General features: G+C 71.2%; 23 protein-coding genes. 12 read left to right on the forward strand and 11 right to left on the reverse strand.

Going from position 1 to position 24,248, the window contains the following annotated elements; all coding sequences use genetic code 11:
• The first annotated feature begins 101 nt into the window (after positions 1-101).
• Positions 102-359, forward strand: coding sequence for a mycoredoxin Mrx1 (gene mrx1, locus AC0KTM_RS18965; RefSeq protein ID WP_225330601.1), 258 nt, complete (start codon positions 102-104; stop codon positions 357-359).
• A gap of 22 nt (positions 360-381) precedes the next feature.
• On the opposite strand, the gene nudC is transcribed toward mrx1, so the two are convergent.
• The 4 genes from nudC to AC0KTM_RS18985 are packed head-to-tail and all read right to left on the reverse strand — an operon-like array spanning position 382 to position 8,917.
• Positions 382-1,314, reverse strand: a complete 933-nt coding sequence (gene nudC, locus AC0KTM_RS18970) for an NAD(+) diphosphatase (protein WP_238956661.1) — start codon at positions 1,312-1,314, stop codon at positions 382-384.
• A complete protein-coding gene (locus tag AC0KTM_RS18975; protein WP_225330599.1) occupies positions 1,314-2,384 on the reverse strand; it encodes a potassium channel family protein in 1,071 nt (356 codons plus the stop codon). Before AC0KTM_RS18975 ends, nudC begins: the two co-directional genes overlap by 1 nt.
• A 48-nt stretch (positions 2,385-2,432) precedes the next feature.
• On the reverse strand, positions 2,433-5,786 hold the full coding sequence (locus AC0KTM_RS18980; RefSeq protein ID WP_472417517.1) for an ATP-dependent helicase: 3,354 nt from the start codon (positions 5,784-5,786) through the stop codon (positions 2,433-2,435).
• Positions 5,783-8,917: an ATP-dependent helicase gene (locus AC0KTM_RS18985; protein ID WP_472416397.1), complete on the reverse strand. Its 3,135-nt coding sequence runs from the start codon at positions 8,915-8,917 to the stop codon at positions 5,783-5,785. Before AC0KTM_RS18985 ends, AC0KTM_RS18980 begins: the two co-directional genes overlap by 4 nt.
• Before the next feature lie 122 nt (positions 8,918-9,039).
• On the opposite strand from AC0KTM_RS18985, the gene AC0KTM_RS18990 reads away from it, so the two are divergent.
• From AC0KTM_RS18990 to AC0KTM_RS19000, 3 genes are read left to right on the forward strand one after another with little or no spacing between them, the layout of a single operon-like run.
• Positions 9,040-9,243: a hypothetical protein gene (locus AC0KTM_RS18990; protein ID WP_472416399.1), complete on the forward strand. Its 204-nt coding sequence runs from the start codon at positions 9,040-9,042 to the stop codon at positions 9,241-9,243.
• Between the two features lie 48 nt (positions 9,244-9,291).
• Positions 9,292-10,077: an alpha/beta fold hydrolase gene (locus AC0KTM_RS18995; RefSeq protein ID WP_225329921.1), complete on the forward strand. Its 786-nt coding sequence runs from the start codon at positions 9,292-9,294 to the stop codon at positions 10,075-10,077.
• Positions 10,078-10,079: 2 nt separating this feature from the next.
• Positions 10,080-10,388, forward strand: a complete 309-nt coding sequence (locus AC0KTM_RS19000) for an MGMT family protein (protein WP_225329920.1) — start codon at positions 10,080-10,082, stop codon at positions 10,386-10,388.
• Between the two features lie 18 nt (positions 10,389-10,406).
• Here the strand turns inward: AC0KTM_RS19000 and AC0KTM_RS19005 are convergent, their stop codons facing one another.
• From AC0KTM_RS19005 to AC0KTM_RS19015, 3 genes are all read right to left on the reverse strand, one after another.
• Entirely contained in the window at positions 10,407-11,261 is an 855-nt protein-coding gene (locus tag AC0KTM_RS19005; protein WP_225329919.1) for a TIGR02569 family protein, read from the reverse strand.
• A gap of 35 nt (positions 11,262-11,296) precedes the next feature.
• On the reverse strand, positions 11,297-12,490 hold the full coding sequence (gene moeZ, locus AC0KTM_RS19010; RefSeq protein WP_472416401.1) for an adenylyltransferase/sulfurtransferase MoeZ: 1,194 nt from the start codon (positions 12,488-12,490) through the stop codon (positions 11,297-11,299).
• A 103-nt stretch (positions 12,491-12,593) separates the two neighbouring features.
• Positions 12,594-13,631, reverse strand: a complete 1,038-nt coding sequence (locus AC0KTM_RS19015) for a DUF3152 domain-containing protein (RefSeq protein WP_472416403.1) — start codon at positions 13,629-13,631, stop codon at positions 12,594-12,596.
• A gap of 196 nt (positions 13,632-13,827) precedes the next feature.
• On the opposite strand from AC0KTM_RS19015, the gene AC0KTM_RS19020 reads away from it, so the two are divergent.
• Positions 13,828-14,514, forward strand: coding sequence for a TetR/AcrR family transcriptional regulator (locus AC0KTM_RS19020; RefSeq protein WP_225329916.1), 687 nt, complete (start codon positions 13,828-13,830; stop codon positions 14,512-14,514).
• Here AC0KTM_RS19020 and AC0KTM_RS19025 read toward each other — a convergent pair.
• Positions 14,511-14,777, reverse strand: coding sequence for a DUF3107 domain-containing protein (locus AC0KTM_RS19025; RefSeq protein WP_225329915.1), 267 nt, complete (start codon positions 14,775-14,777; stop codon positions 14,511-14,513). The two genes, AC0KTM_RS19020 and AC0KTM_RS19025, sit on opposite strands and share 4 nt — an antisense overlap.
• Before the next feature lie 220 nt (positions 14,778-14,997).
• Here AC0KTM_RS19025 and AC0KTM_RS19030 point away from each other — a divergent pair, with 220 nt between their 5' ends.
• Entirely contained in the window at positions 14,998-15,705 is a 708-nt protein-coding gene (locus tag AC0KTM_RS19030; protein ID WP_225329914.1) for an MmpS family transport accessory protein, read from the forward strand.
• Positions 15,706-15,717: 12 nt separating this feature from the next.
• Here the strand turns inward: AC0KTM_RS19030 and AC0KTM_RS19035 are convergent, their stop codons facing one another.
• Positions 15,718-16,425: a ferritin-like fold-containing protein gene (locus tag AC0KTM_RS19035; RefSeq protein WP_472416405.1), complete on the reverse strand. Its 708-nt coding sequence runs from the start codon at positions 16,423-16,425 to the stop codon at positions 15,718-15,720.
• A gap of 276 nt (positions 16,426-16,701) precedes the next feature.
• On the opposite strand from AC0KTM_RS19035, the gene AC0KTM_RS19040 reads away from it, so the two are divergent.
• Complete coding sequence (locus tag AC0KTM_RS19040; protein ID WP_472416406.1) at positions 16,702-18,231, forward strand: DEAD/DEAH box helicase; 1,530 nt, start codon at positions 16,702-16,704, stop codon at positions 18,229-18,231.
• A gap of 15 nt (positions 18,232-18,246) precedes the next feature.
• Complete coding sequence (locus tag AC0KTM_RS19045) at positions 18,247-19,473, forward strand: Rv3212 family protein (RefSeq protein ID WP_225329911.1); 1,227 nt, start codon at positions 18,247-18,249, stop codon at positions 19,471-19,473.
• A 59-nt stretch (positions 19,474-19,532) separates the two neighbouring features.
• On the opposite strand, the gene AC0KTM_RS19050 is transcribed toward AC0KTM_RS19045, so the two are convergent.
• A complete protein-coding gene (locus AC0KTM_RS19050; RefSeq protein WP_225329910.1) occupies positions 19,533-20,333 on the reverse strand; it encodes a ParA family protein in 801 nt (266 codons plus the stop codon).
• 113 nt (positions 20,334-20,446) lie between these two features.
• Here AC0KTM_RS19050 and AC0KTM_RS19055 point away from each other — a divergent pair, with 113 nt between their 5' ends.
• From AC0KTM_RS19055 to AC0KTM_RS19065, 3 genes are all read left to right on the forward strand, one after another.
• The gene (locus tag AC0KTM_RS19055) at positions 20,447-21,037 is read left to right on the forward strand and encodes an acid phosphatase (protein WP_225329909.1); all 591 of its coding nucleotides are present in this window, start codon (positions 20,447-20,449) and stop codon (positions 21,035-21,037) included.
• Positions 21,038-21,147: 110 nt separating this feature from the next.
• Complete coding sequence (locus AC0KTM_RS19060) at positions 21,148-22,245, forward strand: isochorismate synthase (protein WP_225329926.1); 1,098 nt, start codon at positions 21,148-21,150, stop codon at positions 22,243-22,245.
• Positions 22,242-22,724 carry a GNAT family N-acetyltransferase gene (locus tag AC0KTM_RS19065; RefSeq protein WP_238956665.1) on the forward strand — a complete coding sequence of 161 codons (483 nt, stop codon included), beginning with the start codon at positions 22,242-22,244 and terminating at the stop codon, positions 22,722-22,724. Before AC0KTM_RS19060 ends, AC0KTM_RS19065 begins: the two co-directional genes overlap by 4 nt.
• Here AC0KTM_RS19065 and AC0KTM_RS19070 read toward each other — a convergent pair.
• Complete coding sequence (locus AC0KTM_RS19070) at positions 22,676-23,107, reverse strand: hypothetical protein (protein ID WP_238956666.1); 432 nt, start codon at positions 23,105-23,107, stop codon at positions 22,676-22,678. The two genes, AC0KTM_RS19065 and AC0KTM_RS19070, sit on opposite strands and share 49 nt — an antisense overlap.
• Positions 23,108-23,192: 85 nt before the next feature.
• Between AC0KTM_RS19070 and AC0KTM_RS19075 the strand changes: the two genes are divergently transcribed.
• On the forward strand, positions 23,193-24,158 hold the full coding sequence (locus tag AC0KTM_RS19075; RefSeq protein WP_472416408.1) for a diacylglycerol/lipid kinase family protein: 966 nt from the start codon (positions 23,193-23,195) through the stop codon (positions 24,156-24,158).
• Positions 24,159-24,248 lie beyond the last annotated feature (90 nt).

The raw sequence follows: 24,248 nt of genomic DNA on the forward strand, positions 1-24,248 counted from the left end.
CCCGAATCGGATGCCCTGGCGTGTCGCGCCGGCGAGTCGCATCCCACTCCTCCGCATCCCGCCGCGCGGAATGCATCGTCGCCGGGCTACGTTATCGGGCTATGACGACCACTGCCCCGCTCACCGTCTACACCACCTCCTGGTGCGGCTACTGCCATCGGCTCATGACGGTGCTCAAGTCCAACGGAATTCCGTACGAGGCGGTCGACATCGAGCACGACGCGGCGGCGGCTGACTTCGTCAGCTCGGTCAACGGCGGCAACCGAACGGTCCCGACGGTGAAGTTCGCCGACGGGTCGACGCTGACCAACCCGAGCGCGGCCCAGGTGAAGGCGAAGCTGGCCGAGACCGGCAACTGAACGTCGCCGTCCGGCGCCCGGGTCAGTCGATCGCGGCCCAGGATTCGATGATCACCCGAGCGATCGAAATCGACCCGGGCAGTAGGAGTTTGGACTCCGAGGAACTCGACCAATCCCCGGCCGCCAGGGCCTCGCGCACCTCATCGCGGGTGAACCACGCCGCCTCGGCGATCTCGCCGTCGTTGAACGAGAAATCCTGCGCCGGATCGCCGACGGCGTGGAAGCCGACCATCAGCGAGCGCGGGAACGGCCACGGCTGACTGCCCAGGTAGCGCACGTCGCGCACGGTCAGCCCGATCTCCTCGCGGATCTCCCGAGCCACACATCCCTCGAATGACTCACCGGCCTCGACGAATCCGGCCAGCAGCGAGAACATCCGCTCCGGCCACACCGCCTGGCGTGCCAGCACCGCGCGGTCGCCGCCGTCGTGCACCAGACAAATCACCGCCGGGTCGATGCGCGGGAACTCCTCGTGCCCGGTGACCGGGTTGACGCGTGACCAGCCCGCCCGTGCCGGGCGTGTCGGTGCGCCGTCGACCGAGCTGAACCGCGACTTCTCATGCCAATTCAGCAGCGCCACAGCCGATGACATCAGCTGGCCGCTGGTGTCGTCGAAGATCGGGCCGAGGCTGCGCAGGTTCACCACCTCGGTATGCGTGTCGGGATCCTCCGGGGCTTGCAGGGCGCCGCGGATCGCCCACACGTGGCGGCCGTCCTCGAGGCGCCCCAGAAACACCGCCTCCGACGGCGGCTTGTCGCCCAGCTCGGCGGCGGCGCCCAGCACCACGCGACCGTCGGCGACCAGCACCTGATTGCGCGAGTCCACCCGCAGCAGCGCCGCCCCGGCCCAGCCCGCGGTGGCCGCTTCGACGTCGGTGCGCAGCTGATCGGCTCGGTCGGCGCCGACGCGCGACAGCAACGGGACGCTGCGCAGCTGAAAGTCCGCGATCGCCATCAGTGCCCGACGCTTCGGATGTAGAGCAGCCGGTCGTTGGCCTCGACGGCGTCCACCTCCGGGGCATCGATGCGCCACAGGTGGCCGTCGCGCACCACGCCGAGCACGATGTCGCGCAAATGCCGCGGCGAGCCGCCGACTTCGCTCTGCTCAACCTCGCGCTCGGCGATCGCCAGGCCGGCGTCGGGGGTCAGCAGGTCCTCGATCATCTCCACGACGCTGGGCGTCGTGGTGGCCAGCCCGAGGAGGCGACCGGCGGTCGCCGACGAGACCACCACCGAGTCCGCGCCCGACTGCTGCAGCAGGTGCTGGTTTTCGGTCTCGCGGATCGAGGCGACGATCTTCGCCTTGGGCGCGATCTCGCGCGCCGTCAGCGTCGCCAGCACCGCGGTGTCGTCGCGGCTGGCGGCGACGATGATGGACGCGGCGTGCTGGGCCCCGGCCAGCCGCAGCACATCGGCCTTGGTGGCGTCGCCGTGCACGGTGACCAGGCCGGCGCTCTCGGCGTGCTCGAGCGTGCTGCGGTCGGTGTCGACGACGACGACCTCCGTCTGGATCGTTTCGTCGCCGAGGATGGCGGCGACCGCCGTTTTCCCCTTGGTGCCATAGCCGATCACGATGGTGTGGTTGCGCACTCTGCTCCTCCAACGCTGAATCTTCCACCCTTGGCGAGACCGCTCGGAGAGCACTTCGAGCGTGGTGCCGACCAGCACGGCCAGGAACGCGATCCGCAGCGTGGTGAAGATCAGGGTGTGCACCAGGCGCGCGGTTTCGGTGTACGGCGTGATGTCGCCATAGCCGGTCGTCGACAGCGAAACCGCCGAGAAATACAGGCAGTCCAAAAAAGTCAGCGGCTCGTTGCGCACATCGCGGAAACCGTCGCGGTCCAGGTAGACGATGACGGCCGCGCCGAACAGCACCACCAGGGCGATGGCCAGGCGGCGGGTGATGACGCGGATGGGACTGGCGTGCTCCTCGGGGATGCGCACCACGCTGATCAGCTGGTGACCGCGCTGGGCGGTCAGCGCTTCATCCAGACCGCTCAGCTTTCGCGACCTACCGTTGCCCACGGCGGCCCGTCATCGGCTTGATTTCCGCGCACGAGACACGCACGCGTCTTATGTAACCACGGGCACCACCTCCCCCATACTCGGGCGGCGCGGGTCACACCGGAGGCCGCCCGCATCGCTCAGCAATCCGGCCACCTCGGCGGCGCCCGGCAGTTCGTCGGGGACGACGGTGGTGCGGGCCCGCACGTAGTAGAAGGCGGTGCGCACCGACGATTCCGGGACCCCGGACAGCGCCGCCCAGGCCATCCGGTACACCGCGAGCTGGACGGCGGCCTGGCGCAGCGCCTCCGGGCCGCGCGGCGGTTCACCGGTCTTCCAGTCCACCACGGTCGCGCCGCCATCGGGGTCGGCGAACACCGCGTCGATGCGCCCGCGGACCAGGGTGTCACCGATCGGCATCTCGAACGGCACCTCGACGGCGACGGGAGTCCTTGCGGCCCACGGTGATTCGGTGAACGCTGCTTGCAGTTGCGACAATTCGGCGGGGTCGCCGACGTCGGAGTCCGCGGCCCCCGGCAGATCGCCGAGATCGAACAGGCATTCGGCGCCGTAGAACTTCTGTACCCAGGCGTGAAACGCGTTGCCCAGCAGCGCATGCGGGTCCGGCCGCGACGGCAGCCGGTGCCTCAACCGCTGCGCGGCACCCGCCGGGTCGCGCGCCAGGCCCACCAGGGAGCTGACCGACAACTGCCCGGGCAGCTCCCGGCTCGGCGGCTCGGTCAGCCGCGCACGTTCGGCCAGCAAGGCGTCGACGTCGGCGGCCCAGCCGTCGACATCGGCGCACGGCTGGGCGGCCCCGGCGGCCAGCGCCTGGCTCACCAGCGCCGCGCCGCGCTCGACCTCGTTGCGCCGCACGGCCAGCGGGTCGGCGGGCCACACCGCTTCGATAACGTTGTCGCGTAGCGGGTTTCGCTCGCCGCCGGCGGGCGGCGGCGCCCAGTGCTCCACGGTTCCGCAGGGGTCGCCGGCCGCGGCCGCGCCGTCGATGACGTCCTTGATCTCCACCAGGAAGTCCGACGGGCCACGCGGCTTGATCCCGGTGGCGCCCCACTGGTGTCCCGATAGCAGCAGCGTGTCCTCGGCCCGGGTGATGGCGACATACAGCAATCGGCGCTCCTCGTCGACTCGCCGCTGATCGAGCTGGCGGCGGTGCTCGGAGATCTTGTCCGACAGTTGTTTTCGGTTGGTGACGTCCGAGGTGTCGAGCACCGGGATGCCCAGCGCGCCCGCGGCGGCGCGGTCGCCGCGCAGCAGCGGCGGCAGCTCCGCCGCGTCTGTGAGCCAGGTGCTCTTGGACGCGGTCGACGGGAACGTCCCGCCCGACAGGTGTGCGACCGCCACAACCTGCCATTCCAGCCCCTTCGCGGAGTGCACGGTGAGCACCTGGACGCGGTCGCGCGCGGCGGCCAAGGGGGCTGGCGCCAAACCGTTCTCGACCGTCTCGGCGGCATCCAGAAACGCCAGCAGGCCGGCCACCGAGGCGGTCGCGGACGCGTCCAGTCGCGTGGCCGCGCCGTCGGCGCGCTCGGCGTAACCGGCGACGACGTCGGCGAACGCGTCAAGGTGCTCGGTGCCGGCCCAGCCCGCTGCCACCCCCGCCGCCGCCCGGACTTCGCAGTCGACGCCCAGCACGCGGCGCACCTCGGCCACCAGGTCGGCGAGGGGATGGCCGAGGTGGGCGCGCAGGGCGTTCAGCTCGGCGGCCAGCGCGGTGATGCGCTGATATCCCGCCGCCGAATACGAGCCCGCCGGACCCGGATCGGCGATCGCGTCGGCCAGGCAGACGGTGTCGGCGTCGACGTGGGAGGGGCCGGCGGCGCGCGCGATCGCCTCGGGCGAGGGCGGCGCGGCGTCCGCCGCGCTTCCGCCGAACGCGCGCGCTCGCTGCCACAGCGCGGCGATGTCGCGGGCGCCGAGGCGCCAGCGCGCGCCGGTAAGCACCCGCATCGCCGCCGCGCCGGCCGTCGGGTCGGCGACCAGCCGCAGCATGGCCACCACCTCGGCGACCTCGGGAACCGACAGCAGCCCGGCCAGCCCGACGACCTCGACGGGAATGCCGCGCGCCCGCAACGCGTCGGCTATCGGCGCGGCGTCGGCGTTGCGCCGCACCAACACCGCGGCCGTCGGCGGGCTCACGCCGTCGGCCCGGGCCCGCCGGTAGTGGGCCTCGAGGTGGTCGGCGATCCACTCGCGTTCGGCCACCACGTCGGGCAGCAAGGCGCAGCGGACGGTGCCGGGCGGGGCGTCGGGGCGCGGGCGCAGCGCGTGCACGGCCACCGATCGCCGTCGCGCTTCGGCGGATACGGCGTTGGCGACCCGCAGGGTCCGCGGCGGATTGCGCCAGCTGGTCCGCAATTCCAGCACGGGCGCGGGGCTGCCGTCGGAGCGGGGAAAGTCGGTGGTGAACCGGGGCAGGTTGGTCGCCGAGGCCCCGCGCCAGCCGTAGATGGACTGGATGGGGTCGCCGACGGCCGTCAGCGCCAACCCGTCGTCGACCCCGCCGCCGAACAGGGCCGACAGCGCGATGCGCTGGGCGTGGCCGGTGTCCTGATACTCGTCGAGCAGCACCACCCGGTAGCGGGCGCGCAGGTCCTCGCCGACCTGGGGGAAGCTCGCCGCCAGCCGCGCCGCCGACGCCATCTGCATCCCGAAATCCATCACCTTCGCGGCGTGCATGCGCTCGTTGAGCGCATCCAGCAGTGGCACCAACTCCGCGCGCTCGGTCTGGGTGCCCAACAGCCGCAGCAACCACTGGCTGGGCCCGCGCTCCCGCTGATAGGGACCAGCGGGCAGGGCATGGACGAGCCGCTCCAGCTCCACGTGGGTGTCGCGCAGCTGGCCGGTGTCGACGAGGTGTTCGGCCAGCTGCCCCCACAGCCGCAACACCATCGAAGTGAGCGCGGAAGGGGTCTTGTCGGTGTGCAGCTCGCCGCGGTACCCGTTGACGACGTCGAAAGCCAGCTGCCACAGCTCGGTTTCGCTGAGCAACCGGGTGTCGGGCTCGACGGGCAGCAGCAGCCCGTAGTCGCGCAGCAACGAGCCTGCGAACGCGTGGTAGGTGCTGATCACCGGCGCGCCCTCGGGCTCGGCGGCATTGCCGGCGGGGCCCGTCGCGCCCAGGCCGACGCCGGCCAACCGGGCCAGCCTGGACCGGACCCGGCGCAGCAGCTGGCCGGCGGCCTTGCGGGTGAACGTCAGCCCCAGCACCTGCGCGGGTTCGGCGTAGCCGTTGGCGATCAGCCACACCACCCGCGCGGCCATCGTCTCGGTCTTACCGGCGCCGGCACCGGCGATGACGACCAGCGGCCCCGGCGGCGCGGCGATGACCGCGGACTGTTCCTCGGTCGGCGGGAAAAGGCCTAGCGCACAAGCCAATTCACTCGGGCTGTAGCGGGCCTTCATCGGGCCGCCCCGTCGGTGTGCGCCGGACAGCACGGCCGGATGGGGCAGTGCGTGCACCCGTCGTTGCGCCGCGCGACGAACTGCGGGCCGGCCGTCGCGTCCGCCGCTCGCCGGATGACCTGTCGCCATTCGTCGCCGCCGGCCGCCGTGAGCGGGTCCTGTTCCCGTTCGACGGCCCCCGCCGCACCGGTCTTGCCGACGTAAACCAGCCGCGCCCCACCGGGTTCCACAGTGTCGCCGCCGGAGACCACCAGGCCTTCGGCCACCGCCAGCTGATACATCGCCAGCTGGGCGTGTTGTTGGGCGTCGTCCTTGCTGACCGGGGACTTGCCGGTCTTGACATCGACGATCACCAGCCGGCCGGCGGCGTCGCGCTCCAGCCGGTCGACGCGGCCGCGCAACCGAACCTGTTCCCCGTCACCGGTTTCCAGGGTTCCGTCGATCTCGACCTCGACGCCGACCTCGGTGAGCGCGCCGCGGCTCTGGCTTCGCCACTCGATGAACGCCTCGAGCATCGCGCGGTGACGGGCCAGCTCGTTGTGCGAATGCCATTGCGCCTCAATGGGTAGATGCTGCCAGGCGCGCTCCAGCTCGGCCACCAGTTCCGATTCGCTCCGGTGCGGTTCGGCGATCAGCGCGTGCACCACCGAGCCGATGGTGGACCGCAGATCGCGCGGGTTGGTTCCGCCGTGCCGTTCGGCCAGCCAGCGCAGCGGGCAGTCGGTCAGTGTCTGCAGGGTCGACGGGGTCAGCGTGACGACGCCGTCACCGCCCCCCAGCGGTTCACCGGTGCTCACCGGGGTCAGGCCGTGCCAGCCGACCGGATCGGCGCCGGGCACCCCGGCTTTGGCCAACCGGGCCAATTGTGTTGCCGCGCAATCGCGGGCGAGCTCGTCCACCGCCCCGTCAGGGGCGCAGACCACGCCACGCAGGCGGCCCACCAGCGCGGCCGCCGACAGCACTCGCGGCGCCGAAACAGGTTGCAGCGCAGCCCCATCCACGTCCTCGTCGGCCCACTGCGCGATGTCGTAGAAGAACGGCGACGGCAGCGCGGCCGCGTGGTCCGCCCCGCCAGTGTCGCTGTCGACGGCCGTCACCAGCAGTCGCCGGCGGGCGCGGCCCATCGCCGCCACCAGCAACCGGCGCTCCTCGGCCACCAGGGGCGCGCGCAACGAGGCGTCCGCGGTGACCCCGTCCAGCTCGTCGAGCAGCCGCTGGGTGGCCAGCACACCGCCGCGCGGAACGGTGTTGGGCCACAACCCATCCTGCAATCCGGCGATGACCACGAAATCCCATTCGTGTCCCAGCGCGGCGTGCGCGCTGAGCACCCTGACCTGCTCGGCCGTGGCCACCGGCTCGGGGCCGGCGCTCGGCAGCTGCAGCGCGGCGACGTGCTCGACCAGGCCGCGCAACGACGCGCCCGAGGTGCGCGACACGTAGTCGTCGGTGATGTCGAACAACGCGGTCACCGACTCGAGATCCCTGGCGGCCTGGGCGGCCCCGGGGCCACCGCGCTCGCTGACCGACAGCCAGCGGCGCTGCAGCCCCGACCGGTGCCAGGCGGCCCACAGGGTGTAGCGCGGGTCTTGACCGGCGTCGTGGCACCGCGCGGCCGCATCCAGCACCGCGCGGACCTTGCGCAGCGAACGGAACTGCGGACCCGGCGGCACGGCGCCCGACAGCGCGTCGACCAACAGCTCGGCGAAATCGCCCGGCGGGCCATCGGGGTTGGCGCGCTGCAGTGTTCGGCGCAGCCGGCGCAGCGACACCGGGTCGACCCGACCGATGGGGCCGGTCAGCAACGCCAGCGCGCGCGCTCCGTCCAGCCCGTCGGCGGCGGCCGACAGCACGGTCAGCAACGCGCGCACCGCCGGCTCCTCGGCCAACGGCCCGGTGGTGGCGGCCGCGGCCACCGGCACCCCGGCGGCGGCCAGCGCGCGCGGCAACCGCGTGCCGGCCCGCGGCACCGACCGCACGATGACCGCCATCTGCGACCAGGGCACACCGTCGACGAGGTGCGCCCGTCGCAGCGCGTCGGCGATCGCCGCCGCTTCGGCGTGCGCCGAGGCGGCCAGGCGCACCGTGACCGATCCCTCCCCCGCCCCGGCGCCGTCGATCCGGCGGCCGGCGGCGCCGCCGGGCAACCGGGCGGCGATGCCGCTGACGGCGCGGGCCACGGCGGGCGCGCAGCGATGCGACGTCGTCAACGTCACCGTCGGGGCGTCGCCGTTGAGCAGCCCGGCCGGTTCGCCGCCCCGGAAGCCGAACACCGCCTGGTTGGGGTCACCGGCGACCAGCGCCAGCTCCGCGCCCGCCGCCAGCACGCGAACCAGGCGCGCCGCCTGAGGGTCGAGCTGTTGGGCGTCGTCGACCAGCAGGACGCGGATCCGGCCGCGTTCGGACGCCAGCAGCTCGGGATCGACGGCGAACGCCTCGAGCGCCGCGCCCACCAATTCGGCGGCGCCCAGCGCGGGGGCCTTTGCCTCCGGCGCCGCCGTGCCGACCGCCGCGCGCAGCAACATCACCTGTTCGTACTGGCGCGCGAACTGACCGGCGGCCGTCCATTCCGGCCGGCGGCAACGACGGCCCAGCCGCTCCAGTTCCTGGGGCTCGACACCGCGTTCGGCGCAGCGGGCCAACAGGTTTCGCAGTTCGGTGGCGAACCCCGCGGTGCTCAGCGCCGGCCGCAGCTGCGCCGGCCATGCGGCGGCCGCGCGTGGCCCGTCGTCGAGGTCTCCGGCCAGCAGTTCCCGGATGATGGCGTCCTGTTCGGCGCTGGTGACCAGCCGCGGGGGGGCATCACCGGCGCGCTCGGCGGCACGCCGCAAGACCGCGTAGGCGTACCCGTGCACGGTCCGCACCAGCGGTTCGCTGACGGCGACCCGGCCCGGACCGCTCGGTCGCGAGCGCAGCAACGCCGTCGTCAACGCGCTGCGCTCGGCCATCCCGAGCCGACCGGAACCCGTAAGCAGCAGAACCGATTCCGGGGCCATCCCGGCGTCGATCTGGGCGACCGCGGCCTCGACCAGCAGGCTGCTCTTCCCGGTGCCGGGGCCGCCCAACACGCGAACGACACCACGCGCACCGGGCGCCAGCAGAGCGCTCGCGTCGGCCTGCCACGTGTATGCCATGGCTGCATGCAATCACCAGGGTGTGACAAGTGGACCCGGCCGGCGCCGACCCGGCCTCGTACCCTGGAAGCCGGAGCAGCGCGAAGAATGGTCTCGACGCACGGAAGGAGGGGTGAAAGACCATGACGGACGACGAAGACGGCTTTCCCACCGACGAGGCGCCCGAAGGCGACGCGGTGGAGCAACTGCGGCCCGCCGATTCCGACGACGAGGCCGGCCTGGACACCGATTACGTGAGCGCCCGGGACCGCGAAGCCAACGAAGCCGACGTGATCGAGCAGGCCTACGTGGTGTCCGCGGACGACGATCGGGACGACGATCGCTGAGGACCGACCCCTGAGGACCGCCCGCGACGCGGCTGGCACCATCGACGGGTGACCGCTGAGTTGTACGTCCACCGCTACGGCCCGCCAGGCCCGGCGCGGATATTGGCGCTGCACGGGTTGACGGGGCACGGGCAGCGTTGGCAGCAGCTTTCGGGCTTGCTGCCCGAGATCGGGCTGGCCGCACCGGATCTGCTCGGCCACGGCCGGTCCTCGTGGGCGGCGCCGTGGACCATCGACGCCAACATCTCCGCACTGGCCGCCCTCCTCGACGACCAGGCGGGCACGCCCGTGGTGGTGGTCGGCCACTCGTTCGGCGCAGGCCTCGCCATGCACCTGGCCGCGGCCCGCCCGAACCGGGTGGCGGGGCTGCTGCTGCTGGATCCGGCGATCGGATTGGACGGCGCGTGGATGCGCGACATCGCCGAGGCCATGTTGTCCTCGCCCGACTATCCGGACGCGGAGGAAGCGCGCATGGAAAAGGTGCACGGCTCGTGGTCGGATGTCGAGCCCGCACTGCTCGACGCCGAGCTCGACGAGCATCTGATCGCGCTGCCCAACGGCCGCTATGGCTGGCGCATCAGCCTGCCCGCGATGATGGCGTACTGGAGCGAGCTCGCCCGCGACGCCGTGCTGCCCCCGGCGCAGACGCCGACGATCCTGGTGCGCGCCAAGCGAACATCACCGCCGTACGTCACCGACGAACTCGTCGCGGGCCTTGCGCAGCGGCTGGGATCGCGTTTCCGGCTACTGGATTTCGACTGCAACCACATGGTGCCCTACGCCAAGCCCGACGAAGTCGCCGCGCTGGCCCGCGAGTTGCTGGAAGCCCGCTGACCGTGGCGCCGGTGACCGACGATCAAGTCGAGCGGGTGCGGGCGCTGGTCGCCGCCATCCCGTCCGGCAGGGTGGCCACCTACGGCGACATCGCCTCCGTCGCAGGGCTTTCCAGCCCGCGGATCGTCGGCTGGATCATGCGGACCGACTCCTCGGACCTCCCGTGGCACCGGGTGATCACCGCCTCCGGCCGCCCGGCGCGCCACCTGACCACCCGCCAGCTGGAGCTGCTGCGCGCCGAGGGCGTGCTCGCCCACGACGGCAGGATCGCGCTGGGCGAGGTTCGTTACGAATTCCCCGACGGGGTTTAGTGGCGGGACGCCACGCGGCTAGAGCACCAATCGGACCAGCGCCGCGGTGCGGGCCAGCCCGGGGAACGCCTCGGCGGTGGACCGCGGGTGCAGCGCGTGGACCGCAAGGCGAAACATCAACGCCCGCAACAACATCTGCGGCCATTCCGGCAGCGCGTTCCAGCGTTCGATGAGTCCGTCGTCGGCCTCGCCCCAGGACAACGCGTCGATGACGGCCACGCCCGCCGCCCACGACGCGGGCCGCCAGTACGGGGTGATGTCGGTGATGCCCGGCGCCGCGGTGCCCACGAAAAGCACTGTGCCGTAAAGGTCCCCGTGGACCAGCTGGTTGGGACTCTTGGTCGGCTTGCGCAACGTGGCGAGCTGGTTGAGCAGCTCCACCGAGCGCTCGGCGTCCGCGGTCGCCGGGGCCACCCGCGCGCCGGGCGGCACCGAGGCCAGCGGCCGTTCCTCCCACGCCGCGCGGTCGGCGGCGATGAAGATGTCGACGTCCCCCCAGGGCGCCGTGGGGCCCTGGGTCAGAAAGCGGGGGCGCTCCAATTTGCCCGTCGCCTCGTGCAGGCGCACCGCCGCCGAGACGACCTCGTCGTGGCGGGGCTCCGGTGTCCCGGCGACGAAGGTGTCCGCCCGCCACCCGGAAACGACGTAGCGCCCGTCGGTGGAACGGACCGGACGGGCCAGCCGGACCCCGTCGACGAACAACGTCTCGCGGACCCGCGCGGACCACGACGCCCGGGCGTTGTCGGCCACCAGCGACAAAACGACTTCGCCGCACCGCCAGCCGCCCTCCCAGCTCGCGCCCAGATAGACGGGTTTGACGCCGGCCAAGCCGAACGCCGACAGCACATGGTCCGGCGGTGGCTCGACTGTCACACCGGTACTCTAATCGAGTCCAACAGCGGCGAAGCTCAGTACAGGATCATGTCGGGCTGTATCTGCTGCGCCCAGGCCACAATTCCGCCCTGCAGATGCACCGCATCGGCGAATCCCGCCTGCTTCAGCACCGCCAGCGCCTGCGCCGAGCGCACGCCCGTTTTGCAATACAGCACCGGCATGCGGTCCCGCGGCAGCTTTGCCAGGCCCTCACCGGAGTTAATCGAGGACTGCGGGATCAGCTGCGCCCCGTCGATGTGCACGATGTCGAACTCCACGGGCTCGCGGACGTCGATCAGGGCCAGCTCCTTGCCGGAATCCAGCAGCTCACGCAGCTCCCGCGGGGTGATGGCGGAGTCGCCGTCGCCGCCGGCTGAGGGGCCGGCCACCGCGCCGCACAACTGCTCGTAGTCGACGAGCTCGGTGATCTTCGGCCGCGACGCGTCGGACGGATCCCGGCGAATCGCGATGGTGCGATAGGTCATTTGCAGCGCGTCGTAGATCATCAACCGGCCCAACAGCGATTCGCCGATGCCGGTGATGAGTTTGATCACCTCGGTGCTCATCACCGAGGCGACCGAGGCGCAGACGATGCCCAGCACGCCGCCTTCGGCGCACGACGGAACGGTGCCGGGCGGCGGGGGTTCCGGGTAGAGATCGCGGTAGTTGAGGCCGCGCCCATCCGGCGCATCCTCCCAGCACACCGAGATCTGCCCCTCGAATTGGGAGATCGACCCCCACACGTACGGCTTTTTCGCCAGCACCGCGGCGTCGTTGATCAGGTACCGGGTGGCGAAGTTGTCGGTGCCGTCCACGATCAGGTCGTAGCGGCCGAACAACTCGACGGCGTTCGTCGAGTCCAGGCGCACCTCGTGCAGACGCACGTCGACGAGCGGGTTGATCGCGGCCATCGACTCCCGCGCCGAGACGGCCTTGGGACGGCCGACGTCGGCCACGCCGTGAATGATCTGGCGGTGCAGGTTCGATTCCTCGACCACGTCGAATTCGACGATGCCGATCGTGCCCACGCCAGCCGCGGCCAGGTAGAGCAAGGTGGGCGCCCCCAGCCCGCCGGCACCGATCACCAGCACCCGGGCGTTCTTGAGCCGCTTCTGCCCGTCGACGCCCAGGCCGGGAATGATCAGGTGGCGGCTATAGCGCGCCACCTCGTCTCCGGTCAGGTGGTCTGCGGGTGCCACCAGAGGCGGCAACGACGACACGGACACCATCTCCTCGGTTCGGCTTCGCGGTTCGGCTTCTCAAACCATCACAGCAGCCCGCCGGGACGACGGCAACGAGACGCTGCGCGCATCGTAGGGGGGCTGGGCCCGGCTAGGCGATCGGGTACGGCCAGGGGTTGAAGCGGCAGGTCTTCCCGTCGGCCTTGACGGTGTCCGGGTCGAATTGCGCGGCGTCGTTGTTGGACGTGGAGAACGTCTGCTGCATCATCACCGGCGCCAGGGCGCCCTGCTGCTCACAGGCCTCGTGATGCAGGTATCCGATGGCGTGGCCCACCTCGTGGTTGATCACGTACTGCCGGTACGAACCGATGTCCCCTTCGAACGGCACGGCGCCGCGCACCCAGCGCGCCTCGTTGATGAAGACCCGGGCCTCGCGGTTGGCGCCGAAAACCGGGTTGTAGCAGGAGGTCTCCAGCCGGAATTCGTAGCCGCACCCCTCCCGCACCGTCACCGGCGACACCAGCGAGATCCGAAAGTCGGGTTTTGCCCCGGCGGCGCCGTCGACCCGGATGAAGGCGAACTGCGGGTTGTGCGTCCAGCCTTTCGGATTGGCCAGCGTCTGGTCGACCATCTGGGCGAATGCTTCGTCGCCGCCGAACATCGTCGGGTCGATGCCGTTCTCCACCTCGACCGTGTACCGGAACACCTTGGCGGTGCCCTGACCGATCTGGGGCGTCGTGCCCGGCACCACGTGCCACGTCTTGTCGCCCGCTTCGGTGAAGGGGCCGCCGTCCGGCAACGTCCCGGCCGGCAGGTTGGCGTCGAACGCGGCGAGCCCACGCGGCGGCGCGTCGATGATCGTGGTGCCCACCGCGCCGATCGCGGGCGGACTCTCGATGGGCTGACTCGCCGTCGGCTTCGACGCGCCGGCGCCGGTCACCGTCTGATACATGACCACGGCCGTCAGCACCGCCAGCACGGGCAGCGCGTACGCGCGCCAGCCGTAGGTGGAGACGAACCGCCCCAGCCACGTTTGTTTGCGCCACTGCCGCTGCCGCCCACGGTCGGCCCGCGCGCGCCCGGCTTCCGGGGCGGCCAGCGGATCACGCAGCGCCCGCAGCGGTTCGCGCCACTCGTCGCGGAGCATCGGCACGCGACCGGTGCTGCGCGGGGGCCGCTGCGACGTCATTTTCCCAGGATTACACAGCGCACCAGCCGCGCCGACCGTGGCGCGCCCGAATCCCCCGCCCGACACCGCTTCTGCCAGGGCGACAACCGCGATGGCGGCAGGTCCAACCCCGCGGGTAGTAAGGTCTTTTAACGAGCTGCGAGCGGCTGGCCCCGGTGAACCGACGGTCGGCCGCCGACAATCAGATGAGGACTCGATGAGCGAACTCGCCAAGATGCCGGCACGGCGTGCCGTCAGATCGGCCGACCGCGGCCGGCCGGCGGACGGTGCCGGGGCTACCAACCGGCGAGGAAACCGGCTACCCCGCGATGAGCGCCGCGGCCAGCTGCTCATCGTCGCCAGCGACGTCTTCGTCGACCGCGGCTACCACGCGGCCGGCATGGACGAGATCGCCGATCGGGCCGGGGTCAGCAAACCCGTTCTGTACCAACACTTTACGAGCAAGCTCGAGCTGTACCTCGCGGTGCTGGCGCGGCACGTGGAAAACCTGGTCTCCGGCGTCCAGCAGGCACTGAGCGCCACCAAGGACAACCGCCGGCGGTTGCACGCCGCGGTTCAGGCGTTTTTCGATTTCATCGAGCACGACAGCCAGGGTTACCGGCTGATCTTCGAGAACGACTACGTCACCGAACCCGAGGTGGCCGCCCAGGTGCGCGTGGCGACCGAATCCTGCATCGACGCGGTGTTCGCGTTGATCAGCGAGGATTCCGGGCTGGACCCGCACCGCGCGCGGATGATCGCCGTCGGGCTGGTCGGCATCAGCGTCGACTGCGCCAGGTACTGGCTCGACTCCGACCGCCCGATCTCCAAGGCGGACGCCGTCGAGGGCACCGTCCAGTTCGCCTGGGGCGGACTGTCACACGTGCCGCTGACCCGGTCCTAACGCCCCTTGCCGGCGTGTTTCCCGGCTTCGATTTCGGCACCGATCCCGAAGCCGACCCGTCGCGCGTCGGCGACGCCGATCTCGACGTAGGCGATCTTGGTGGTGTGGATCAGGTAGCGACGGCCCCGCTCGTCGCTCAGTCGCAGCAGACCCGATCCCTCGCTGAGCGCGGCACTGACCAGTTCTTCGACTTCGGCGGGTGTCTGGTCGCTGGCGAGGACCAACTCGCGCGGACTATCCGTGATCCCGATCTTGACCTCCACGGTCACCCCTTCCGTAGGTATATGAAGTCTTGCGCGGGCGGCGACGTCCCAGCCCTGTCAGCAGCAGGCTAGTGGACGCGGCCGACCCCCACCCCGTCGCGTCCCCACACTTCGCGGTCAGCGAAACTTCGGTCGCGCGCCGATAACGATTCGCTTGCAGGTTGTCACACACACCCGCGCGATACCCGATCCGTGCTTTCACATGGCTAACTTCGGCCCCATGGGTACCACATTGCCGCACCTCGACGACCGGATCCGGAGCTACCCGGACGACGACGCTGACGACTGCGACACCGACCCCTACCTGCACGCCGACTACAACTGGACGGGCTGGCCGAGCGACTCGCGCTGGCGGCCCGCGACGGCGATCCTCGGCGCGGTGGTGGCCGTCGGCGCCATCGCCACCGCCGTCATCATCAACAGCGGCGACAGCGCCTCCACCAAGGCCACGCTGGGAGCGCCGGCTCCCCACCCGGTGACCTCAGCGCCCGCGACCACCAAGGCGTCCGCGCCACCGAACCCCTCACGCGTGGCCCAGTTGCCGCCGGAGACCGTGACGACCGTCACCACACCGAGCGCCGCGCCGAGTACCCCGGCGGCCCAAACACCCACGGCCGCACCGCCTCTCGCGCCGCCGCCGCCGACGGCCACGCTGAACCCGCGTACCGTCGTCTACAGCGTGAGCGGGACCAAGCAGCTGCTGGACCTGGTGAACGTCGTCTACACCGACGCGCGCGGCGTCCCGCAGAGCGAGTTCAACGTGTCGCTGCCGTGGTCGAAGGTGGTGGTCCTGAATCCCGGGGTGCAGACCGAATCCGTGGTCGCGACCAGCTTCTACGGCCAGCTCAGCTGCTCGGTCTTCAACGCCGCCGGCCAGCGGGTCATGGCGTCGGCCGCCCCTTCGAACATGGCGACCTGCTCACACTGAGTGACCTGCGGGTCAGCTCAGGCCCAATTCGTGCATGCGGCGGTCGTGCGTCTGCTGCAACCGATCGAAGAACGCGTTGAGCTGGCCCAGCCCGCCGGCGCCCGACATCACCAGGTCGACGAGTTCGTCGTGGTCGGCCAGCAGGTACTGGGCCTGGGTGATCGCCTCGCCGAACAGGCGGCGTGACCACAGCGCCAGCCGGCTGCGCTGTTTGCCGCTGGACGTGACGGCCGCGCGCACCTCGGCGACGACGAACTGCGAGTGCCCGGTCTCCGCCAGCGCCCCCCGCACCACGTCGGCGACCTCGCCGGGCAGCCCGTCGGCGATCTCCAGATACAGATCGGCGGCCAGGGCGTCGCCGACATACGTCTTCACCAAAGCTTCCAGCCACGTGCTGGGCATCGTCAGGCGGTGGTAGTTCTCCAGCGCCGACACGTACTTCGACATCGCCGGCACCACGTCGACGCCGCGGCTTTCCAGCGCGTCGCGCAGCTGCTCATAGTGCTGCATCTCGGCGGCGGCCATGCTCGCCATTGAGATCCGTCCGCGCAGGTCAGGCGCCATCCGCGCCTCGTCGGTGAGCCGGTAGAACGCGGCGATCTCACCGTAGGCCAAGACCGCGAACAACTCGTTGACCCCGGGGTGATCGGCCGACAGTCGTGGGGCAGCCGGTTCGTCCACTTGGTCGGTGGAAGAGGGCTGGTAAGAGGGCCGGGTCATGGCAACACTGTAGTCGGCGGGCTTGGCGCAACATGGGGCCAGCGTTCGACCAGCTATCATGTAGCTAGATGGCGGCTGTATTTGTGCCAATGTTCTTCCCACGCCGCTATCGGCGAAATGTGCGTGCACAGCAGGCCCGCCCGGGCTGGGACCACCCAGACTGAGCCGGAGCCCGCGACTCGGCGACGTATTCGGAGTCGGAACTCGTGCGCGCGTGACCGCGACAGAGAAACACCGACTCAATCCGATACGTCCCGAGAGGCTACCTACCCACGCATGACCACACTGACCAGCACAACTGAACTGACCTTTGCTCAACTCGGCGTCCGCGACGAAGTCGTGCGGGCGCTCTCCGAAAAAGGGATCGAAAGCCCTTTTGCCATCCAGGAGCTGACCCTGCCGCTGGCGCTCGCCGGCGACGATCTGATCGGCCAGGCCCGCACCGGCATGGGCAAGACCTTCGCCTTCGGGGTGCCGCTGCTGCAGCGCATCACGTCCGGCTCCGCCGAGCGGCCCCTCAACGGCACACCGCGCGCGCTGATCGTGGTGCCCACCCGCGAGCTGTGCCTGCAGGTGACCGATGACCTGGCGCTCGCGGCCAAGCATCTGACCGCCGACGGCGGCCGACGGCTCTCGGTGGTTTCTATTTACGGCGGCCGTCCCTACGAGACGCAGATCGAGGCGCTGCGCGCCGGCGCCGACGTCGTGGTGGGCACCCCGGGCCGGCTGCTCGACCTGAGCCAGCAGGGTCACCTGCAGCTCGGTGGGCTCTCGGTGCTGGTGCTCGACGAGGCCGACGAGATGCTCGACCTCGGCTTTTTGCCCGACATCGAGCGCATCCTGCGCCAGATCCCCGTCGCCCGGCAGTCGATGCTGTTCTCGGCAACGATGCCGGACCCGATCATCACGCTGGCCCGCACCTTCATGAACCAGCCCACCCACATCCGGGCGGAGGCGCCGCACTCGGCGGCCACCCACGACACCACCGCCCAGTACGCCTATCGGGCCCACGCCCTGGACAAGGTGGAGCTGGTCAGTCGGATCCTGCAGGCCGAGGGCCGCGGCGCCACGATGATCTTCACCCGCACCAAGCGCACCGCGCAGAAGGTCGCCGACGAGTTGGCCGAGCGCGGTTTCGCGGTGGGCGCCGTCCACGGCGACCTCGGGCAGGTGGCGCGCGAGAAGGCGCTCAAGGCTTTCCGGACCGGCGACATCGACGTGCTGGTGGCCACCGACGTGGCCGCGCGCGGCATCGACATCGATGACGTCACCCACGTCATCAACTACCAGATCCCCGAGGACGAGCAGGCCTACGTGCACCGCATCGGTCGCACCGGCCGCGCCGGCAAGACCGGCGTCGCCGTCACCCTGGTGGACTGGGACGAGCTCACCCGCTGGGCGCTGATCGACAAGGCGCTGGGGCTGGACAACCCCGAACCCGCCGAGACCTACTCCAGCTCGCCGCACCTGTACGAGGAGCTGAGCATCCCCGCCGAGGCCGGGGGCACGGTGGGCGCGGCCCGCAAGGCGCAGGGCGCGCGCCGCACCGCCGAGCGCGCGGCCCAGAAGCCGGGACAGAAATCGGAGAAGACCGCGCGCCGGTCCGGGACGCGGCGGCGCACCCGCGGTGGCCAGCCGGTCAGCGGGCACCCGTCGGGCAACGGCGCCGCGAGCAGCAACGGTGAGGCGACCGCGGAAACGCCGGCCGCCTCGCCGCCGGGGAACCCCGGCTCCAGCCGTCGCCGCCGTCGGCGCCGCAAGCCGGCGGAAGCCTCCGCCGCGGCCCCCACCGCGCAAACCAACTAACGCACCGCGCCCCGCATGGTCAGACCCGAGCGCCGGACCAAGCGCGACATCCTGGCCGCCGCGGCCATCGCGGTCGTCGTCGCCGTGGCCGCGGCCCTGATCTGGTGGACCAGCGACGCGCGGGCGACCAGCAGCCGACCGGCCGCCGTCCCGGCACCCAACCCGAGCCCGGCCCGGCAGGTGCCGGCCGGCTTGAAACAGCTGTGGACCGCCGCCAGTCCGGCCACCACCGAGCCGGTCGTGGTGGGCGGCGTGGTCGTCACCGGTGCGGGCGTCCGGATCGACGGGCGCGATGCCGGCACGGGCCAGTCCCGCTGGAGCTACGCCCGCGACACCGCCCTCTGCGGAGTCTCCTGGCTGTACCGCTACGCCGTCGGGGTTTATCGGGACGATCGCGGCTGCGGGCAGGTGAGCACCCTGGACGGCTCCACCGGCCGCCGCGGCCCCGCCCGCAGCGGCTACGCCGACCCGCGGGTGCGGCTCTCCTCCGACGGCATGACGGTGTTGTCGGTAGGCGACACCCACCTGGAGCTGTGGCGCTCGGACATGGTGCGCATGGTGGCCTACGGCGAGACCGACGCCCGGGTGAAGCCGTCGGCGCGGGGCCTGCACTCCGGCTGCAAGCTGATCTCGGCCGCGGCCAGCTCGACCGCCGTCTCGGTGCTGGAGAGCTGCGCGAACCAGGCCGACCTGCGCCTGGTGCTGCTCCGGCCCGGCAAGGACGACGACGAACCCCAACAACACATCGTGGCCGAGCCGGGGATCGCGCCCGATTCGGGCGCCCGGGTGCTGGCCGTCCGGGACAACGCCACCGCGGTGTACCTGCCCGCGCCCCAGCCCCGGATGGACGTGATCGACGAAACCGGCGCCACCGTGGCGAGCACCCTGCTGCCCAAGCCGCCGTCGCGCGCGGCGGCGGTCTCCCACGCCGGCAGCCTGCTGACCTGGTGGACCGGCGATTCGCTGATGGTTTTCGACGTGAACACCCTGGCGCTGCGCTACACCATCGCCGCGGGCGACAAGGCGGCGCCGTTGGGGCCGGGAGTGATGATGGCGGGTCGGCTGCTGGTGCCCGTCACCGGCGCGATCGGCGTCTACGACCCGGTCAGCGGCGTCGGCGAGCGCTACATTCCGGTGGACCGCACGGCGAGTGCCCCGCCACCGGGAGCGGCGGTGATCCCCGCCGTGTCGGGTTCTCGGATCTTCGAGCAGCGCGGCGACACCGTGGTCGCCCTGGGCTGAACGCTCAGGTTGCCGCGGCAGTTCAGCACGCGCCCGGCTCACGCCGCCCGCGGTGGGAACTACACCTCGACGGCGAACGTCGGCAGTGGCTTACCGCTCTTCCAGTGCTTGAGCAGCGCCGCCGCCAGCTCGCCGTAGGCCGACGCGCCCTTGTTCTTGCGGCCCGCCATCACCGACGAACCCGAGGCGCTGGCCTCCGCGAAACGCACCGTGCGCGGAATCGGCGGGGCCAGCACCGGCAGGCTGTAGCGGTCGGCGACGTCGAGCAGCACGTCGCGGGTGTGGGTGGTGCGCGAGTCGTACAGCGTCGGCAAGGCGCCGAGCAGGCGCAGCTCCGGGTTGGTGATCTGCTGGACATCGGCGACGGTGCGCAGGAACTGGCCGACGCCGCGATGCGCGAGCGTCTCGCACTGCAGCGGCACGATGACCTCGTCGGCGGCGGTCAGCCCGTTGAGGGTGAGCACGCCCAGCGACGGCGGGCAGTCGATGATCACCACGTCGAAGTCGTCGCCGAGCTTGGCCAGCGCGCGCTTGAGCGCGTATTCGCGGCCCGCCCGCATCAGCAGCATCGCCTCGGCCCCCGCCAGGTCAATGTTGGCCGGTAGCAGCGCCATTCCCTCCGCCGTCTCGACCAGCGCGGCGTTGGGCTCGACCTCGCCGAGCAACACCTCGTGCACGGACACCGGGAGTTTGTCGGGGTCTTGGCCCAGCGAGAAGGTCAGGCAGCCCTGCGGGTCGAGGTCGACCAGCAGCACCCGCTTCTTCTCCTCCACCATCGCCGCCCCCAGCGAGGCAACGGTGGTCGTCTTGGCGACGCCACCCTTCTGGTTGGCCACCGCCAATACCCGGGTCCTACTCACCAGCCGCCCGCCCCTCCGCATCGCCGCGCGTTCACAGTGCCATCCTGGCATGTTCGTCCACCATGCGCTTGGGCCCAGCGGCCACCGCATGTCGTCCGGCAGAATCATTCGGTATGGGCTTGCACGATCACCGTTTGGTGCTGCTGCGCCACGGCGAGACCGAGTGGTCGAAATCCGGCCAGCACACCGGCCGCACCGAGGTCGAGCTGACCGACGCCGGCCGGGAACAGGCGCAGCTGGCCGGCAGGGCGCTGGGTGAACTGAAACTTGTTGACCCGCTGGTGATCAGCAGCCCGCGGCGACGCTCGCTGGTCACCGCGGAGCTGGCCGGGTTGTCCATCGACGAGGTGACAGAACAGCTCGCGGAGTGGGACTACGGCTCCTATGAGGGCATGACCACCGAACAGATCCGGGAGTCGGTGCCCGACTGGCTGGTGTGGACGCACGGATGCCCCGGCGGTGAGAGCGTCGCGCAGGTCAGCGAGCGGGCCGACGCCGCGGTCACGACGGCGCTGCGGCACATGGAGTCGCGCGACGTGGTCTTCGTCAGCCATGGCCACTTCTCCCGCGCGGTGATCACCCGCTGGGTCGAACTGCCGCTGGTCGAGGGCAGCCGCTTCGGCATGATCACCGCCTCGATCGCGGTCTGCGGGTTCGAGCACGGGGTGCGGCAGTTGCGGGCGCTCGGGTTGACGGGACAGTGAACCGCGAAGACGACGATACGCGCCGCGCAGCGGCGCGAGGAGGAGTCGAGCATCTGAACGCCGAAGACGACGATGCGCGCCGCGCAGCGGCGCGAGGAGGAGTCGAGCATCTGAACGCCGAACCGCCGTTCGTGCTGTGCGGGCCGACGCAAACCCTGATCGCCGACGGCGTGCTGCGGCGCTACGGCGACGTGGGCGCGGCGCAGGCGGCGCTGCGGTCGAATCAGGTGCCGATTGTGTTGGGCGCGTTGCCCTTTGATGTCAGCAGCCCGGCCGCGTTGCTGACGCCGCACGCCGTCGATGTCACAAAGGGCCCCCCGGACTGGCCTACGGGCGCCCTGCCGCCGGTGCGGGTGGCCGCGGCCCTCCCGCCGCCGGGTGACTACCGCGACCGGGTCCGCCGGGCCCGCGATCAGCTCGCCGCCGCGGACAACCCGCTGCACAAGGTGGTGTTGGCCCGCGCCTTGGAGCTGGTGGCCGATGCCCCGATGGACGCGCGGGCCGTTTTGCGTCGGCTCGTCGCGGCGGACCCTACCGCCTACGGCTACCTCGTCGATCTGAGCGCCGCCGGCGACGACTACGCGGGCGTGGCCCTGGTGGGCGCCAGCCCCGAACTTTTGGTGGCGCGCAGCGGCGACCGCGTCGAGTGCCGGCCGTTTGCCGGGTCGGCCCCGCGCGGCGCCGACCCCGACGCCGATGCCGCCAACGGCGCCGCGCTGGCCTCCTCGGCCAAGAACCGCCACGAGCATCAGCTGGTCATCGAGACCATCCGGGCGGCCCTGGAGCCGCTGTGCGACGACCTGTCGATCGCCCCCGAGCCGCAACTGAGCCGCACCGCGGCGGTCTGGCACCTGTGCACGCCGATCAGCGGACGGCTGCGCGATACCTCAACGAGCGCAATCGATTTGGCTTTGGCGCTACACCCCACCCCGGCCGTCGGGGGCGTCCCGACCAAGGCCGCGGTCCAGCTCATTGCCGAGCTGGAGGGCGACCGCGGGTTCTACGCGGGGGCGGTGGGCTGGTGCGACGCCCGCGGCGACGGCCGCTGGGTGGTGTCGCTGCGCTGCGCGCAGCTGTCGGCGGACCGGCGCAGCGCGCTGGCGCGGGCCGGTGGCGGTATCGTCGCCGAATCCGATCCCGACGACGAAGTCGCTGAGACCACAACGAAATTCGCCACGATACTCAACGCCCTGGAAGTCCAACGATGACCGCAGACATCCGCCGCGCCGCGCCGCACGACGTCGCCGCCATCACCGAATTGATCCACGCGCTGGCCGAATTCGAGCACGCCGCCGATCAGTGCACCGTCACCGAAACACAAATCTCCACAGCGCTTTTCGGTGACCGCCCGACGGTGTACGGGCACGTGGCGGAGGCGGACGGTGAGGTCGCGGCGACGGCGTTGTGGTTCGTCAACTTCTCCACCTGGGACGGCGCGGCGGGCATCTATCTGGAAGACCTGTTCGTGCGCCCGGGATTTCGCCGGCGCGGGCTGGCCCGGGCGCTGCTGGCGGCACTGGCCGGCGAATGCCTGCAGCGGGGCTATACCCGGTTGTCCTGGGCGGTGCTGAACTGGAACGCCGACGCCATCACGCTCTACGACGGGATCGGCGGGGAACCGCAGAACGAATGGACCACCTACCGGCTGTCGGGGCCGCGGTTGGCGGGACTGGCGGAGTCGCCCTGACCACCGGCGGCCCAGCGCACCGCGGCGGGGCTGAACAGCAAACCCAACACGACCAGCGCGACAACCCCCGCCGGGATCCCGAAGCCGGGCTGGTGTGATCCGACCGCGAGGTACCACGCCACCGGCAGCAAGAGCAGCTGGGTGATCACGGCCAGCCCGCGACCCCAGCGCTTGCCGAGCATCAGCGCGCGCCCCGCGGCGATCACTCCGGCGCCGACGAGGACGAACCACCCGGCGGTGGCCAGACCGTTGGCCACATGCTGGTCGGCCCCGGCGATCCCGCGCACCACCAGGACCACGGCCACGACCAGCGCGGCCACGCCCTGCGCCGCGACGATGACGCCGGCGCGGCGGACGGCGGTCGGGGCGGCTGGCGGCGTCACAGCGCCAGCGTAGTCAGGGTGGCCGCCCATCCCCCGCGGTTCCCCCACAGCGCAGCCTTAACCGGCCCGCCTAAGCTCGTGATTCATGCGGGCCGTGCTGATCGTCAACCCCACAGCCACTTCCACCACGCCGGCCGGTCGCGATCTGCTGGCCCACGCCCTCAAAAGCCGGTTGCAGCTCAGCGTCGAACACACCAACCATCGCGGGCACGGCAGCGAACTCGCGCAGAAGGCCGCCGCCGACGGCGTCGACCTGGTGGTCGTGCACGGCGGCGACGGCACGGTGAGCGGCGTGGTCAACGGTCTGCTCGGTCGCCCCGGAACGCTTCCGAGCGGGCCGGTGCCGGCGGTGGCCGTGGTGCCCGGGGGTTCCGCGAATGTGCTGGCGCGATCGCTGGGCATCTCGCCGGATCCGGTCGCGGCCACCAACCAGCTCATCCAGTTGCTCGACGACTTCCAGCGCCACGGCACGTGGCGCCGCATCGGCCTGATCGACTGCGGCGAGCGGTGGGCCGTGTTCAACACCGGCATGGGCGTCGACGCCGAGGTGGTGGCCGCGGTGGAGGCCGAACGCAGCAAGGGCGGCAAGGTCACCGCGTGGCGCTACATTCGCGCATCGGTGCCGGCCGTGTGGGCCTACACCCGCCGCGAGCCGATGCTGACGCTCGAACTTCCCGGCCGCGAGCCCATCTCCGGCGTGAGCTTCGCGTTCGTGTCGAACTCCAGCCCGTGGACGTTCGCCAACGAGCGGCCGGTGAGGACCAATCCCGGCTGCAGCTTCGAGTCGGGGCTGGGGGTGTTCGCGCCGACCAATCTGAAGTTGGTCCCCACCCTGCGGATCGTGCGGCAGATGTTCGCAAAACGGCCCACGTTCGACTTCAAGCACCTCGTCACCGAGGACGACCTGCCGTGCGTGCGAGTTACCTCGACCGGAGGCGCCGTCGCCTGCCAGTTCGACGGGGATTATCTCGGCGTGCGCGAAACCATGACGTTCAAGTCGGTCCCCGACGCGCTGGCGGTGGCCGCGCCTCCTCAGCAAAAACGTCGCTGAACTGCGGCAACGCCGGGGCTGTGGCGCACGCAACAAAAAGCTGCACCGGGAGTGGCCCGTGAGTGTAGTACAACGGAGTAAGGGCTTGAC

Source organism: Mycobacterium sp. NTMscope_Eco_3 (assembly GCF_976985685.1).